The 16832-nt window shown below is 43.4% G+C and carries 13 protein-coding genes and 1 tRNA gene; 5 read left to right on the top strand and 9 right to left on the bottom strand.

Annotated elements, in window-relative coordinates:
* Positions 1–238 precede the first annotated feature (238 nt).
* From NOS7524_RS06485 to NOS7524_RS06470, 4 genes are all read right to left on the bottom strand, one after another.
* Entirely contained in the window at positions 239–883 is a 645-nt protein-coding gene (locus NOS7524_RS06485; RefSeq protein ID WP_015137679.1) for a hypothetical protein, read from the bottom strand.
* 217 nt (positions 884–1100) lie between these two features.
* Positions 1101–1173, bottom strand: a tRNA-Ala gene (locus NOS7524_RS06480).
* 69 nt (positions 1174–1242) lie between these two features.
* Complete coding sequence (locus NOS7524_RS06475; protein WP_015137678.1) at positions 1243–1971, bottom strand: HAD family hydrolase; 729 nt, start codon at positions 1969–1971, stop codon at positions 1243–1245.
* Positions 1968–2870, bottom strand: a complete 903-nt coding sequence (locus NOS7524_RS06470) for a class I SAM-dependent methyltransferase (protein ID WP_015137677.1) — start codon at positions 2868–2870, stop codon at positions 1968–1970. Before NOS7524_RS06470 ends, NOS7524_RS06475 begins: the two co-directional genes overlap by 4 nt.
* A gap of 253 nt (positions 2871–3123) precedes the next feature.
* Between NOS7524_RS06470 and NOS7524_RS06465 the strand changes: the two genes are divergently transcribed.
* On the top strand, positions 3124–4305 hold the full coding sequence (locus NOS7524_RS06465; protein WP_015137676.1) for an RtcB family protein: 1182 nt from the start codon (positions 3124–3126) through the stop codon (positions 4303–4305).
* Positions 4306–4376: 71 nt separating this feature from the next.
* On the opposite strand, the gene NOS7524_RS06460 is transcribed toward NOS7524_RS06465, so the two are convergent.
* Positions 4377–6611 (bottom strand): alpha-amylase/alpha-mannosidase, encoded by a 2235-nt coding sequence (locus tag NOS7524_RS06460; protein WP_015137675.1) that lies wholly within the window; start codon positions 6609–6611, stop codon positions 4377–4379.
* 111 nt (positions 6612–6722) lie between these two features.
* Positions 6723–6953 (bottom strand): NifU family protein, encoded by a 231-nt coding sequence (locus tag NOS7524_RS06455; protein ID WP_015137674.1) that lies wholly within the window; start codon positions 6951–6953, stop codon positions 6723–6725.
* Between the two features lie 316 nt (positions 6954–7269).
* Between NOS7524_RS06455 and NOS7524_RS06450 the strand changes: the two genes are divergently transcribed.
* Positions 7270–8007 carry a Uma2 family endonuclease gene (locus NOS7524_RS06450; protein WP_015137673.1) on the top strand — a complete coding sequence of 246 codons (738 nt, stop codon included), beginning with the start codon at positions 7270–7272 and terminating at the stop codon, positions 8005–8007.
* 109 nt (positions 8008–8116) lie between these two features.
* Here the strand turns inward: NOS7524_RS06450 and NOS7524_RS06445 are convergent, their stop codons facing one another.
* Positions 8117–9874: a sensor histidine kinase gene (locus tag NOS7524_RS06445; RefSeq protein WP_015137672.1), complete on the bottom strand. Its 1758-nt coding sequence runs from the start codon at positions 9872–9874 to the stop codon at positions 8117–8119.
* 178 nt (positions 9875–10052) lie between these two features.
* Positions 10053–10289: a hypothetical protein gene (locus NOS7524_RS06440; RefSeq protein WP_015137671.1), complete on the bottom strand. Its 237-nt coding sequence runs from the start codon at positions 10287–10289 to the stop codon at positions 10053–10055.
* A gap of 528 nt (positions 10290–10817) precedes the next feature.
* On the opposite strand from NOS7524_RS06440, the gene lepA reads away from it, so the two are divergent.
* The 3 genes from lepA to NOS7524_RS06425 all read left to right on the top strand — a co-directional run bounded on the left by lepA (position 10818) and on the right by NOS7524_RS06425 (position 15287).
* Positions 10818–12629, top strand: a complete 1812-nt coding sequence (lepA, locus tag NOS7524_RS06435) for a translation elongation factor 4 (RefSeq protein WP_015137670.1) — start codon at positions 10818–10820, stop codon at positions 12627–12629.
* Positions 12630–12952: 323 nt separating this feature from the next.
* Positions 12953–14140: a glycosyltransferase family 4 protein gene (locus NOS7524_RS06430; RefSeq protein ID WP_015137668.1), complete on the top strand. Its 1188-nt coding sequence runs from the start codon at positions 12953–12955 to the stop codon at positions 14138–14140.
* Between the two features lie 142 nt (positions 14141–14282).
* Positions 14283–15287: a cyanophycinase gene (locus NOS7524_RS06425; protein WP_015137667.1), complete on the top strand. Its 1005-nt coding sequence runs from the start codon at positions 14283–14285 to the stop codon at positions 15285–15287.
* Positions 15288–15831: 544 nt separating this feature from the next.
* On the opposite strand, the gene NOS7524_RS27750 is transcribed toward NOS7524_RS06425, so the two are convergent.
* Complete coding sequence (locus tag NOS7524_RS27750) at positions 15832–16809, bottom strand: calcium-binding protein (protein ID WP_015137666.1); 978 nt, start codon at positions 16807–16809, stop codon at positions 15832–15834.
* Positions 16810–16832 lie beyond the last annotated feature (23 nt).

Genomic DNA, 16832 nt, shown 5'->3' with positions numbered 1-16832 from the left:
TCTTTCGGACTCCTGCTCAGGTGGCAATGAGAGTACAAGTCAGAGCAGAACAGTTAGGTTTGAAAAAATACCCTAGCCACATGACAGTTCATCACTCACACAATCAGGTGTTTTATAGAAAGCGATCGCCTGACTTTCTACACAGATCGTGACTCATAAGACTAGAAAAGAACAAATGATTGAAAATGCCAGCAGCACTAAGAATAAAACTGACTATAGAGCAAGATAAAACGTTTTCCTATTTGAGCCTTGCAGATAATGTACCTCGAAGAGCTTCTCCGTGGAAATTCTCCTCATAATTAAACCTAAAAATCGTACCTGGTAGTAAATCTGAACTTGGTAAAACGTGATTGTTAGTTAATAATAAATTCTGAGCCACTAGAAACCCTGTCCCTGACCAGCATCCTTGGCTACTTCGCACTCCGATATAGGCCACTGACCTTGCAACTGCAAGCCCCTGCTGTAAAAATGAAATTGGGCGTAGGGTATTTTCTCCAATTATTTTCTCGAATATGTCTGCTACAGTTTCTCTTCCTCGCCAGTCATTTATCGCTGGTAATGCGGCGATTGGTGTCATCATGTCATATTTTGTAAGCAGCTTGTCTAAAAAGTGTTGCTGCTGCATTCCCACAAAGCCTTTCACAGTATTTAAGAAACGTCCTAATGCTTCTTGTTCATAAGTTAAACGCCCGTAATTAGATAAATAGCTGACTATTTCACTAACTGCAACAAAGGTCGCTCCAGAAATGTCAATCATTGGCAACAACTGTTTTAAATCTGCTTGTTCCAAAATTTGCTGACGCGATCGCTCTGTAGCTAGTTCTGGTATATCTTTGAGAAGAGTTATCAATTGTTTGCGGTCTTCAACTTCTAGGTTAACCATATCTAGAGTCTTTATGTGCAAAACAATAGCCAATGAGGCTGAGGAAATTCTATTGCATAATGAGTAAAATTATACAATATTATGTGGATATCAGGCTAGACTGCAAAAGACACAAAGAAACTATATGAACATTAGAGAGCGTATATCTGGCTAAATTGTGCCGCATATTTTTGGACAATAATTCTTTAAAACTGACAATAATTATTTAATGTACAAATGGAGAATAGGGAACTCGAATCCCTGGCCTCTGCGGTGCGATCGCAGCGCTCTACCAACTGAGCTAATTCCCCGAACAGTGCTGAGTGCTGAGTCTTGATTTGAGGACAGTTAATGTCAACCCTCTGCTACTGTAGCTTATTTTAACATTCACTCATGCTGGGCAGGGGCTGTTTACCAGAAAACACTTGTTGTACTCGTTCTAGTTCTAAGTCAGTCAGATAATCTACCGTCCAGTTACAGCAACGCTGGAGCATATGGAAGGGATAAGTATTAGCTACACCCAACACTTGCATTTGTGCGTGTTTCGCGGCTTGGATACCTGCTGGGGTATCTTCAATTGCCAAGCATTCTTGGGGTTGGAGATTTAAGTCGGGATACTCCTGATTGAGGCGTGCAACTGCGAGTAAATAACCATCTGGTTGGGGTTTACTGGTAGTGATGTCATCCCCAGCCACGATCACTGTAAAATATTCTGCTAGTTTGGCTCGCTCTAATACCAATTCAATTTCTTGATGCAGCGCACCACTGACTATAGCTAGTTTGAGATGCTGGGAACGCACCTGATATATCAAGTCTTCTACACCTGGATATATGGGCAGCTTTTCTAGCTTATCCAGTTCCAGTACATAAGCTTCAGCTTTGCGGTGGAGTAGCTGGGTTAAGTATTCTTCACTCACGACTCTACCACGACTTGCTAGCAATTCTTGAAAACAAGCGCGATCGCTGCGTCCTAATGAAGCTTGACGCTCTTTAACTTTTTGGGGTTGCAGATTTTCTTGCAGTAGAATTTCATCTATCAGTTGTAGGTGGATGCGCTCGTCATTAATGATTACGCCATTAAAATCAAACAGAATTGCCTTTAAACTCATGCCGTTATGCCAAAAGCTGGAGACTCTAGACCCTCCAAATTATTATTATCTATTGCTGGTATATATTGTCTGACTTTTGCTGAAGTCCTTGCATCTGTTATAGGAATGGGTTTGACACCGCTAGTTACTTGATGTATCCACCACACTTCTTCGGTTCGCACTGCTTCAAACCCCACCGCACCCATCCGCGCATCTATACTATCCGCCGCATACTCACGAATGTAAGGCTCTTCAAAGACATTATTGAGCCAATCTAATTGACGTAGGGTTTTCTGATTTCCATCGAGAATTAACACTTGTCCCCCAGCTACCAATAACCGAAAGCATTCCTGGAGAATGGTTTGGGATACATCAACTGGTATTTCGTGAAATAGTAAAGCAGCCGTCACCAAATCAAAGGCAGCATCTGGGAAGCTAGTTTTTTCGGCGTTTCCGTGTCGCCAAATGATATCCAAATCCGCAGTTCTAGCTTTATCTTCGGCTCTTACCAGCATATAGGGTGATAAATCCAAACCGATGACTTCTGCTTGGGGGAACGCTTGCTTTAATAACAAAGTTGTAGAACCTGTACCACACCCTAAGTCAAGTATGCGCCGGGGTTGGACTTTCACCGCATCAATTAAGGCTTGACGCACCAAAGTTTCATTGGGTGGTAAGACGTATTCGGTAATGGGGTCGTAGGTGACAGCCGCACTAGGATTAAGATATCCCCTCTCGACACCGTGAAAGTTTTGGTTAATGTAGTACGCGGGAATTGTCACATCGCCCCGTCGGAACTTGTCGCTTTCTTTCTCCCAATCGATACTTTCAGCGTAACGCCGCAATTTCTCTTCATCAATAAAAAAACGTACTACAGGCGATAAAAAACTTTCCCAAATAGTATTTTGACGTGCCGTCATAGATTTAAGTGAGGCTGAGTCATGGTCTTTACAAATTGTAGTTTATTTAGCAAATGTCTGCTTTTTTTGGCAGACTTAACTGGTAGGCGCAGAGGTTGACACTCAAACCTACTTGTACTACAAATGTAATATAAATAGTTTGTCAAACCTATATTCACGCTGAGAGAAGCGTGACAAATCGCCGTTTATACAAAAAAAATTATAATCATTCTTCCCCATTCCCCATTCCCCGCTCACTACTCCCTCTAAAAATATGCCTTACGAAAAGTTAGAAATTAAGACACAATCACCCGTTTTATCTTGGGCAAATCACCCCTTGGGTTCAGAAGAAATCAAGATGGCTAAAAATGTGGCATCGCTACCTTTTGTATTTAAACACGTAGCATTAATGCCAGATGTTCACTTAGGAAAAGGTGCTTTAGTTGGTTCTGTAATTGCGACAAAAGAAGCAATTATTCCTGCTGCTGTCGGCGTGGATATTGGTTGCGGTATGAGTGCTATTAAAACACCATTTACTGCTGAACAATTAGAAGGCAAACTCAAGAAAATTCGTCTCGATATTGAAGCAGCAATTCCTACAGGTTTTAACGAAAATAAAGATGCAGAAAAATCTGTCACCAATTGGCAACGTTGGCGAGATTTTCAAGACTTGCATCGTGGGGTGCAAGACTTACAAAGTAAAGCGATGAAACAAATGGGTTCTCTCGGCGGCGGAAATCATTTTATTGAAGTGTGCCTAGATACAGAGAACCAAGTTTGGCTGATGTTACATTCCGGTTCTCGGAACATTGGCAATAATCTCGCTCAATGCCATATTAATACAGCTAAGGAATTAGCAAAGATGGCGGGTAATAATTTATCTGACCCGGATTTGGCTTATTTTATAGCTGGTACACCAGAATTTCAGGCTTATTGGCATGATTTACAATGGGCGCAAAATTACGCCAGTTTCAATCGCGATGTAATGATGGCACGTTTTAAACGCATCATAGAAAAACATCTAGCCGGAGGCAAGGTAACTAAACCTTTATTACAGGTAAATTGTCATCATAACTACGCTGAAAAAGAAATACATTTTGGCGAAGATGTGTATGTCACTCGTAAAGGTGCAGTCCGCGCCGATAAAGAAGACTATGGGATTATTCCTGGTTCAATGGGAGCAAAATCTTTCATTGTCAAAGGTAAAGGTAATGTTCATAGCTTTTGTTCTTGCTCTCACGGTGCTGGTCGTTTAATGTCAAGAAATAAAGCTAAAAATGTCTACACCCTTGATGATTTAATTGAGCAAACTCAGGGTGTAGAATGCCGCAAAGATACGGGTGTTTTAGATGAAATTCCCGGTGCTTATAAGCCGATAGATCAAGTGATGGAGAATCAATCTGATTTGGTGGAAGTTGTAGCCACACTCAAACAAGTTGTTTGTGTAAAAGGTTGATACAAAGGCTTGTAGTGAGGGCTTTAGCCCTCATTTTCCTATTTAAAAAGGACTAAAGTCCTGACTACAAACTAAGGTACTTCAATGGGAATTAAAGCATTTTCCGGTAAGTATTTTTTGTAACATCCTTCATCAGCTAGGACTAAAACCAAGCGTAAGGGATAATCAGGTGGTACTTGTAAATCTGCCCAAGGTACTGCTAATTCTAAACAGGTTTCTAAAGCGACTTGAGCGCGACTGCTGCGGCAATGCCATTGATAATGTTCTCCAGCTTCCCGAAATTGTACTGATTGGGTGAGTAAATTAATTTCTAAGTGGTGGTGATACAGGTAATTCAGAGGGGCTGTATCCGGTACGTCTGCCAACGGAATAGGGCTGTTGTGCATTGTTCTATCTGGATAGAACCACAGCAAATTTAACTCTGTGGGTATATCCTGGCCTGGTTTCACGCCACTTTTAAAATCTAAGCGCAGATAAAAGTTGAGGTGATCGACTCCATACCAAAGACGCTGAATGGCGCTGCTGACGTGCATTGTTCCCCGTGCGCCGCCGATTTCTATGCGTCCGGCTTTGTTCCAGTCTTGTTCATCACCTCTACCGTCAATTACAGGATGGATAAAGCTTTCGGGAGAATGATCTGCCCGTGCTTCATGAACCTCAACGGCTTGTCTAAGATATGGTGGTATTGGTTCATTCAATGCTTTGTAGATGCCACACAGATGTTCACGAAATAATTGGTCAAAGATGGCATCTTGATTGGAAGAATGTCCTTCCCCAAACCACCAAAACCAGTCAGAACCTTCGGCAGCATATAAAGCTTCCCAGGCTTCGGGGTTATTTTCTTCTGTGGCTTCGGGATGACTGGCTAGCATTGCCCTAGCTTGAGTGAGGTAGTCCCAAGCGCGGTTTTTGGCAGGATCGCCAATCCAAGTGGTAAAGCTGCCATCTACCCATGAACCGCTATGGAGTTGTTCTCCGGGGATGGTGGCTGTAGCTGGGAACTGTTGCAGGAATTCGGAGACGGTAACGAGTTTGATGTGGGGTTCGTTACTTAAACTGTGATACAAAGCTTCTAAGAAGGGTTTACCGTCTTGGGGGTAAAATTCCCAACAATTTTCGCCGTCTAAAGCGATGGTAACTAACCAAGGTTGCTCACTGGGACGTTCTCTTTGCTTTCTAGCGATCGCCTGCAAATGTCCCACTAAATCAGCTGCGGCTTGTTTGGCGGGCATTGCCCCGTAGGTAAAACCGATTAAATCTGATAATCTATGATCACGGAAGACAATGGCTAAATCTCCGGCTGGAGTTGTCAGGCGGTAAGGTTTATACAACAGTTCAGGTTCTAGTACATTCCCCGCCCCATCCCGGTGGAAAAAGTGTTTCAATGTCCATCCCAAGACGGCTTCATCAGAACAAATCCAGTTAAATCCCTGTTTGACAATATACGGCAAAATTGCGGGACTTACGGACTGTTCTGAAGGCCATAAACCTCTGGGTTCTTGTCCAAAGCGTTCTTTATATAATTCCCAAGCTTTACGTAAGTGACGAGGAATATCTTCAGCCCACTGAAAGCGAGACTCTGGTAAAGTCATGTGTGGCACTGCGACCCGCCCAGAGTTGGTATCAGCTAGCAAGGGTAAAATTGGGTGAGTGTAGGGTGTGGTGGTAACTTCCAATTGTCCTGCTGCTTGCATCTTACGGTGTTGGGGGATGATGCGGCTGAGGATGTCGCGTTGTTTGGAGTAAATGCGCTGGCGATCGCTTAATGTAAAGTTACGACCCTGCTCTAACCAAGCCGCAATTTCTGGATCATCCCAAAACAGGGGATCTATCCATGCCAAATTATGCCATGCGAGCAAATCACTATACTCCGCCAATCCCCAATTAGCTAAACACCAAGCTTGTCCTTGTTCTTGCCTTTGGTAATACAACTCGGCGTAACGGGGATGGGGATCAATTAAGGTGTGGTGATTGGCATCAAAAAAATGTTGAATGATAAATTCTTTTTGTGCTTGAGTCAGCTGTTCTGTAGGTGTCAAGCTGGCTTTGAGGTAAGGGTCAAAAGCAGTACCAGCAATATAATCTTCTAGTTGCAGAATTAAGGATGGTACTAAATTCACCGTTTGGTGTAATTTAGGGTACTTTTCCAGAATTAACACCAAATCCAAATAATCTTTTGTACCATGCAAGCGTACCCAAGGTAGACGATATTGCTGACTTGAAGACGCTGAAACACCGTTGCCAGGAGATTTGTACAACGGCTGATGTTGATGCCAAATGAAGGCGACATAAAGTGGGTGAGACATGGGAACTGATTAAGGATTTGGGACTGGGTAATAATGATAAATTATGAATGATTTCAATTGCGTATTCATAATTCATTAAAAACACAGTCCCATTTCCCTGAGATTTTGCCGTTACATGATTTGCTCAACTTCGGCAATTTCGGGAATCATTTCCCGCAGACGGCGTTCCAGACCCATTCTCAGGGTCATGGTGGAACTGGGGCAAGAACCACAAGCACCTTGCAGGCGCAGTTTGACAATTGGCCCATCGAGTTCTACGAGTTCCACGTTGCCACCATCAGACATGAGGTAAGGACGCATTTCATCCAAGACTTTTTCAACGTTTTCAACTGTTAATTCCATCGTGTGATACCTAGTAAGTTAACAATGGTGATAACGAATTAATGTGTAGTAGTGCTAAAGTCTACTACAAACACATTATCCGAAATGTTATTTTTTAGCCTGATTAAATCGATCCTAGATCTAAATGCTGGTTTTTTAGGCAATAGGCAATAGGCAATGGGCAAGAGGCAAGAGGCAATAGGCAATAGGCAAGAGTTATTAGTTATTCTCCCTCATCTCCCCTGCTCCCCTGCTCCCCTGCTTCCCCAGTCCCCAGTCCCCAATCCCCAGTCCCCAACCCCTTGATACACTGAAATAAACCCAAAAAACTTTACTTATGGTAGCCCAAATCACTAAACTGGACATTTCTTGGGAACCATTGCCCGATAATTTTCAGCTTGAGGATGAACCGGTGGAAAATACAAGTCAGCCAATTTTGGCTGGTGCTTTGCGTGAGAGCCTAGAAATTGCTGGTTTCATCCAACCCCAAATGTTAATTGCTTCCAATTTTGCTGTTTGTGCGACAGTCAACGGGCAATTTATTGCTAAAGCTCCTGATTGGGTGTATGTTCCTTGTGTAAAAGAAATTGTAGGCGATCGCAAAAGCTACACACCCAACTTAGAAGGAGATATTCCTGCGGTTGTCATGGAATTTTTATCTGATACGGAGGGGGGAGAATATTCTTTTAAGCGCACCTACCCGCCGGGTAAATGGTTTTTCTACGAGCAAATCTTACAAGTTCCAATTTACGTAATTTTTGACCCCACTGGCGGCTTGCTGGAATTTTATCACCTGGAAAACGGACGCTATGAGTTAAAGCAGCCCGATGAAAATGGTCATCATTGGATAGCGGCGATGGGATTATTTCTAGGAACTTGGCACGGTACAAAAGAGGGTAGAACAGGTTACTGGTTGCGGTGGTGGGATGAATCAGGTAACTTGTTGTTGTGGGCTGTGGAACAGATTGAACAAGAACGCCAACGCGCTGAACAAGAACGTCAGCAAAAAGAACGGCTCATGGCTTATTTACAATCTCAAGGTATTGATCCGAAGGATTTACCCGGCAACCTTTAAGAAACACAGGTGACAGGTGACAGGTGACAGGTGACAAATAAGAGTAAGAGTCGAAGAGATTGTTTATTCTCTATTTTGCTGCCTGTGTCGCCGCGCTAGTTCAAGGCTATTAAGAACAACTTTCTGAGTCCATGTCAGTAGATGACAACATGACTGGTTGTTGATATAAGGGTACTGTGAAGGTGACTGTAGAACCAAGTCCTTCACCGAGGCTATAAAAATGTACTTCCCCACCCATAGCCTCTACCAATTTCTGGGATATTGCCAATCCTAAACCTGTACCACCGTACTGGCGAGTACGAGAGCCGTCTACTTGGGAGAAGAGTTGAAATAGTTTGTCTTGTTTGTCGAGGGAGACACCTATACCTGTGTCGGCTACCCTCACTCTCACCATGCCAGGAAACTGCTGTTCTGGTAATTTACCTTTTTTCAGGACAACATCGGCGCTAATAGTAATACCGCCTTCATGGGTAAATTTGATGGCATTACCCGTCAAATTCAGCATGACTTGCAATAGCCGTTGGTAGTTGCCTTGAACAATGATGTCATCAGAGGTAGGCGGTAATTGCATCCGGAAACTGAGGTTTTTAGCTTCGGCTTGGGGACGCATGAAGTTTTCCACATCAGAGAATAGCTCATCTAGCTTAACGGGAGCGCAAACCAGCTCCATTTTTCCAGCTTCAATTTTGGCTATATCTAAGATGTCGTTAATAATATTTAGTAGATGTAAAGATAGGTGATGGGCTTCTGCTAAAAACTGATTTCTTTCTTCAGCATCGTCTGCCATGCCTTCTAAAATCAGCTTTAAAAAGCCAATCATGCCGTTGAGAGGTGTACGAATTTCATGGGAGACGTTAGCGAGAAACTCACTTTTGAGGCGGGAAGCTTCTTCGGCTTTTTGTCTGGCTACTTCTAGTTCTTTGTACAGGGTAGCATGAGCGATCGCAGTTCCTAACTGATCTGCTACTTCTTTAGCTAATTCTAATTCTGCATCTGTGAGGGGATAGCATTCATCTCGCAAATTAATGGCAATCAAGCCATTTGCTTGGTCTTGATAGCAGGTAGCCACTACTAAAATTTTGTTTTGGGGACAGACATTATACCCTGGAATTTCCATCACAATTGGTTCCAAGGTGGCTAACGCCTGAGCAAAGGCTGGTTCAGTATTCACATCTATTTCTGAACCCAGCAGGGAAGGAAGTTCTGGTTGATGGTACTCTGCTATCACCCGCACTTTGGAGCTAGAGGGCTGGTAGGGACAAATAATACACCTCTCTAGCCGCAATGCTTTACCTAGACTATCAACTGTTTGTTGCCAGATGATATCTAAATCTAGAGTCCGGCGAATATTTCTGGTAAATTTATTGACGATTCTTTGGTGTTGCTGCGATCGCACAGCTAAATCTATCTGTGTAGGCGGATTAATAACTACGTTTGCTTCTTGGTGATTAACTTTCAGTTGTAATAACCTGCCTGTAACCAAGACTGTAGTAGCGGCAGTTCCCAAGGGCGGGATAATCGGACAGATTGCCAACTCCAACTCGAATAAATTTTGCTCACAGCTAAACCAACACTGACACCTTTCTGGAACCAAATTGGTCAACACCCGATGCAATGTTTCCAAATAGGAAACTCTATCTACTGGTACAAAAGCTTTCTGTTCATTGCATTGTGTGACTATTTGTTCAGGGTTGCATCCCAAAAGGTCACTTTTGTGCCAATAAAACGACAGATAACGCCCTACGCCATCCTGCGTATATACCAACTCAGCACCGAGGGCTGGTAATAAGCCATCAGCCTTATGAGTAATCAATTCCAGATTCTGAGAATATATGTTTGGCAATTGGGAGCTGGCAGTAATAGTCATTAATCGAGTTGGATAGACAAATGGCAACTCAAAACAGTTTTACTAAAGCTAGGCAAAGCTTGGCATAAAATATTACAGCACTTACGCACTGAGTATTGCGTATTGTAACTGTTCTGGAATTTAGATTGACCAACTTTACATTTTTCGGTTCGATTCTTTACAACCTATTTATGGAAAGTTAATCATTCCATTCTCCTCTGGGTGGAATGGGGATACGATGGGGGGTGCGTGTTAGTTCATCATCTCTGAGAATTTCACCCCGCAACCATTGACGAATGGCTACTTCAATCACTTTACTGGGATCATTGGTAAGGTGCTGAATTTGCTCCAGTAAATCCGAGTCTAGATGGACAGCAATTTCTACCTTATCGGCTGGCATTGATTCCGCATCGGTAGCTCGTTCTTTCATATTCATAGGTTTATATACTCAGAAACGCTCTTGTCACAAGCTTTGTAAAGCAGTTATCTTCACTGTTCGGGTTGTTTACTGACAAAATATGAAAAGTTTATATTTACATAGTTCCCCGAATTTTCATCAAACTAACAGCATCAGGTAGCAAGTGGCAGTGTTCATAAAACGTTCTAGAAACTAAGCTAGAAGTGTTGTCAGTAAATTAGAGCATCCGGGCAATTACGGCTAGCAATCGCCCATCATATCTACACTATGTACTTATATTTTTATTGTACGCTTCAGGTTGATGAATACTAGCACCGAAAAATGGACTTTATAGAGATTCTTAAAAAGTCTGTCGAAAATCTTTAAGGAGACAAGGGAGCAAGGGAGCAGGGTAGCAGGGTAGCAGGGTAGCAGAGGAGAAAAACTAATAACTCTTGCCTATTGCCTATTGCCTATCACTTAATACCGTCTTGGCGAAGAAAGCATTAAAATACATGAAGTAAATCGCTTTTTAACCTTGGTTGCTGCTTCAGCAAAGATTAGTATATGACTGACGTTCCCGCAGTTCGCATTCGCAATTTTTGTATTATTGCCCACATTGACCACGGGAAATCCACCCTTGCCGATCGCCTCCTGCAAGCGACGGGAACTGTTGAAGACCGGCAGATGAAGGAACAGTTTCTCGATAACATGGATCTGGAACGGGAGCGCGGCATTACAATTAAGCTGCAAGCTGCCCGGATGAACTATCAAGCTCAAGATGGTCAGCAGTATGTGTTGAACCTGATTGATACCCCAGGTCATGTGGACTTTTCTTATGAGGTGTCGCGCAGTTTGGCGGCGTGTGAGGGGGCGTTGTTGGTGGTTGATGCTTCTCAAGGTGTAGAGGCACAAACTCTGGCTAACGTCTACCTAGCCCTGGAACATAATCTAGAAATTATCCCTGTTCTCAATAAAATTGATTTACCTGGGGCTGAACCAGACCGGGTAATCAGCGAAATTGAAGAAATTATCGGTCTTGATTGCAGTGGGGCAATTTTAGCCTCGGCGAAAGAGGGAATTGGTATTAGTGAAATTCTGGAAGCCATTGTGGAACGGGTACCACCCGCCCCGGATACCGTAGATGAACGTTTAAGAGCGTTAATCTTTGATAGCTACTATGATGCCTATCGCGGTGTCATCGTCTATTTCCGGGTGATGGATGGGAAGCTGAAAAAAGGCGATCGCGTCCACCTGATGGCTTCTGGCAAGGAATACGAAATTGATGAGTTAGGCGTTCTCTCTCCCACCCAAAAGCAAGTTGATGAACTCCACGCTGGAGAAGTAGGTTATTTAGCTGCCGCTATTAAAGCTGTAGCTGATGCACGGGTAGGTGATACCATCACCCTCGCCAACGCTAAAGCCACCGAACCTTTACCTGGTTACACCGAAGCCAACCCGATGGTTTTCTGTGGGATGTTCCCCATTGATGCTGATCAATTTGAAGACTTACGGGAAGCTTTAGAAAAACTGCGGCTGAATGATGCGGCGCTACATTACGAACCAGAAACTTCTAGCGCCATGGGGTTTGGTTTCCGGTGTGGGTTCTTGGGTTTGCTGCACATGGAAATTGTGCAAGAACGGTTAGAGAGAGAATACGACCTGGATTTAATTATTACAGCCCCCTCTGTGGTTTATAAGGTAATCACTACCAAGGGTGAAGAACTGTATATTGATAATCCCAGCCATTTACCTGCTCCCAACGATCGCGAACGCATCGAAGAACCCTACGTTCAAGTAGAAATGATTACACCAGAAACATACGTAGGTACGTTGATGGAGTTATCGCAAAATCGCCGGGGTGTGTTCAAAGATATGAAATATCTCACCCAAGGACGCACCACCCTGACTTACGAGTTACCTTTGGCGGAAGTTGTCACCGACTTTTTTGATCAGATGAAATCGCGATCGCGCGGTTATGCCAGCATGGAATATCATCTGATTGGCTACCGTGAGAATCCCTTGGTGAAGTTGGATATTATGATCAACGGTGATCCTGTGGATTCCTTAGCAATGATTGTCCACCGTGACAAAGCTTACGGTGTGGGACGCTCAATGGCAGAAAAACTTAAAGAATTGATTCCTCGCCACCAATTCAAAGTCCCCATTCAAGCATCAATTGGTAGTAAAGTCATCGCCAGTGAACATATTCCCGCCTTGCGGAAAGATGTACTTGCCAAGTGCTACGGCGGTGACATCAGCCGGAAGAAGAAACTGTTACAGAAACAGGCTAAAGGTAAAAAGCGCATGAAATCCGTCGGGACAGTTGATGTACCCCAGGAAGCTTTTATGGCTGTGTTGCGTTTAGATCAAAGTTGAGGAAGGGGACAGGTGACAGGTTAGAGTTTGTTTTTAACAGATATTAAATTTTAATAGGGAGCAGGAAACCGGGAACTAACTATTCCCTGTCTTCTGTTCCCTGTTCCGTATATTGGGGGGTAAGAGACTTCATACTATCTAAGTAGGGATCAGTTAACCTAAAAAATTTCATATAGTATTTGCTCATCTACTCAGGATTGATAATTTTTGATCAGCTTTTCCAACAAAAACTGAAAAAAATTAGAAAATTTTAGTAAATCTACCTACTGCAATTGCCACTCTCATACTTTTAAATCTTTATAAAGCATTGGGGAGTCTAGTTCATGAAGATACTGGTACTAAGTTGGGAATTTCCACCGAGAATAGTTGGCGGTATCGCGCGTCATGTGGCAGAGTTATACCCCGAATTAGTCAAGTTAGGCCATGAGATCCACTTGATTACAGTAGAGGTTGGTCATGCTTCGATGTATGAGGTAGTGGAGGGAATTCACGTACATCGAATCCCAGTTTCCCACAGTAATGACTTTTTTCATTGGGTAGTCAATTTTAATCAGAGTATGGGACATCATGGTGGTAAGTTAATTGCGGAGGAAGGGCCGTTTGACTTAATCCATGCTCATGATTGGCTAGTTGGAGATGCCGCGATCGCTCTCAAGCATACCTTTAAAATTCCCCTGATTGCTACCATCCACGCCACGGAATACGGACGCTACAACGGCATTCACAACGATGTCCAGAACTATATTCACGGTAAAGAAAACTTACTGGCTTACAACGCTTGGCGGATTATCGTCTGTACCAATTATATGCGCCAAGAGGTAGCGCGAACCTTAGCTAGCCCTTGGGATAAAATCGATGTCATTCATAACGGTATCCGCCCCGAAAAGAAAAAACATCACGAAGATTTTCACGCCCAAGATTTTCGCCGCCAGTTCGCCGCCGACCATGAGAAAATTGTCTATTATGTGGGGCGGATGACCTACGAAAAGGGTGTCTCAGTCTTAATGAATGCTGCCCCCAAGGTACTTTGGGAAATGGGTGGCTATGTCAAGTTTGTGATTGTTGGGGGAGGTAACACAGATAACCTCAAACGTCAAGCTTGGGATTTGGGAATTTGGGATAAATGTTATTTTACCGGCTTCCTAACCGATGAATATTTAGATAAATTCCAAACTGTGGCTGATTGTGCTGTTTTTCCCAGCCTTTACGAACCTTTCGGCATTGTGGCTTTAGAAAGCTTCGCCTCGCGGGTTCCTGTAGTGGTATCCGATACAGGCGGATTCCCAGAGGTAGTGCAGCATACTAAAACTGGGGTTGTTACCGGGGTGAATAATCCCGATTCATTGGCGTGGGGAATTTTGGAAGTGTTGCGAAATCCCGGTTATCGCCAATGGTTGGTTGATAATGCCTATGAAGATTTAGAACGCCGCTTTAGCTGGCCGAAATTAGCTCAACAAACCGATGCTGTTTATCAAAAAGTATTAGAGGAGCGATCGCAAGTTGATTGGTAACAAAATGCCGCGTTAACCAGATACACAAAGTTTATTTTGGACTATTTGGCGTTAAAAAACAACACCAGCCCTGTACGCTGGGAATTTTACCCTTGGGAGTGCGAAATTAAGCAATAGTTGCAGTTTGCTCCAGAAGGTTAGTATGACAAGGGCATTCCCAAGTATAGCCAGGTTCTTGAAAGCAACAGGAACTATGTTGTTGAGGGTGATTAGCCGCCTGAAAGCATACCTGAGATTTGACTTTGATAGCAACACTGCCGAGATTCTGCCCACCTTAGCTGGCCCTGTGTTTAACTTAGGTGGTGGCGGGACTGACGTAGAAGCAGCTATCCAGTGGATGATCAACCAAGTCAGAGGCGGTGCTAATTCTCCCCATAAAATCAATGTTGTAGTTATCCGCACCTATGGTAGTGATGACTACAATCGCTTGATTTATAGCATGAAAGGTGTGAACTCTGTAGCAACATTGATAGTCAGCAATCGCCAAGATGCTAACAGAGATGATATTTTACGCAAAATTAGAAATGCTGGGGTAGTTTTTTTTGCTGGTGGTGATCAATGCCAATACATTCGCAGTTGGAAAAACACCAAACTAGAAGCGGCTGTCCAGTCCGTTTACAAAAGGGGTGGCGGTATTGGTGGCACTAGCGCCGGGGCAATGATTCTCAGTGATTTTATTTACGATGCTTGTGCTTGTGAAGACCCTATTGAAACTAAGGATGCTTTGGAAGATCCTTACCAGAATATTACCTTTACCTACAACTTTTTCCGATGGCATCATTTACAGGGAACGATTATTGATACCCATTTTGATAGTCGTAAACGCATGGGGCGCATTATGGCGTTTATTGCCCGACAAATTCAAGATGGTGTGTCTAGGAGTGCTTTAGGTATCGCCATTAGTGAGGAGACATCGATAGTTGTAGATAAATATGGTAAAGCGAAAGTGATGGGGAGGAATGCAGCCTATTTTGTTTTAGGAGATCATCCACCAGAGGTATGTAAACCCAGAACACCCTTGACATATCACGACTACAAAATTTGGCGTGTTCCCAGTGGTAATACCTTCGACTTGAATAATCCACCTAGTAGGGGTTATTATTTTCGGAGTGTGAAGCGGGGTAGGTTTGATTCTGATCCCTATTAGTCAATAGACCTCTTGCAAAAATATTTGTTACTCGACCCTAACCCTTCCCGTGAATGGGGCTACCGTGTATACACAAGTCGGAAATTTTCACGCTCAACCCATATCCCGCCTAGAACTAAAGTTTCTCTCTTATAGCTAAAGTCCACTTAAGTGGACGGGATGGAATTTTTTGTTGAGGGAAGACCAGAAAATAAATTATCCGAAATTGACGGTTTGGTAGGGTGCGTCAGTATGAATAATTTCTGGGTATAGTTAGGTTCTATCGCACTGACGCACCGTACATTTTGGATATTTTTTTATCTGGAAGTCCCTGAGTCCTCTTGAGAGGACTTACGCTATGAGACTCGGAATTGATTCCGAGGCGGGATAGATGCACTACACCAAGACTTGTGTATACACCATAGGTGAACGAGGAGGGAACTAAATCTTGCCGTAGTTTACGCGGGGATCTGAATGTACTTAAAGTCACAGCCGAATACTTTTCAAACAACCTCTAACTAATAAGCCATACAACGCCATTAGTTTTATAGTTTTCAAACATTATCTAACCAAAAAAATAAACAAAATCATTACGTGTGAGGGCGGTGACATTCTCTACTTTTGCTAATAAGTCAGTTTGAGTCGAGTCACTAAAAATATTTAAAGTAGTATGATTACAATGGTCTACACCAAAGTAGAGTTTGTGGAAAAACAGACCAAAAGAAAGACCAATCCGATCTTCTCCTGGTCGAAAATCTTTAATGATGTTGTAGTCCATGTCACCACTTAGGCAGGGGATAACACCTTTTTGTACGACGAAGATATCACGCCCTGTGATTACTCCAGTCCCTAGCAACTCTGCGTCCCCCCACATGGTGTTGACCCCACCAGAGGCGATTAATATATCATCTCCTCCTATTGCGTTGTCGTACATATCTGTAGCATCGCCGTAGAGAGAGTTATTATTCCCGGTAGCTATGAGCTTATCGTTAGCACCTCTGGCGTTGTCGCGCATTACAGCAGCATCGCCATAGAGAAAATTATTATTGCCAGTAGCAGTGAGCTTATCGTTGCCACCTCTGGCGTTGCTGAGCATATTCCTAGCATCGCCGGCAAGTCCGTTGTCATTCCCGGTAGTGGTGAGTTTATCGTTACCACCTCTGGCGTTTCCCGACATAGCAACAGCATCGCCGATGAGTCCATTGTCATTCCCAATAGCAGTGAGCTTATCGTTGCCACCTCTGGCGTTTCCCAACATAAAAACAGCATCGCCGATGAGGATGTTGCTATTCCCAGTAAGTAGCGTGAGCATATCGTCGCCACCTCTGGCTTTGTCGCGCATAATCTCAGCATCGCCGAAGAGACGGTTATCATTCCCAACAATCTCTATGCGGTCGTTCCCACCTCTTTGATTGTCATTTAGCTCGCCATCAGTATCCCCATAAACCATAGAGTTACTAATAGCACTGGGGAAAGGAGGCAGAGGTGGGGTAAAGTCTTGAGGTTTCCTATCGTTACCGCGTGTTCCTACATAAGTGTCCATAATCGTATATCCTCTTATTTTTC

It is taken from the genome of Nostoc sp. PCC 7524 (assembly GCF_000316645.1).
Taxonomy (GTDB): Bacteria; Cyanobacteriota; Cyanobacteriia; order Cyanobacteriales; family Nostocaceae; genus Trichormus.
This window is presented reverse-complemented; position numbering and strand designations above follow the sequence as displayed.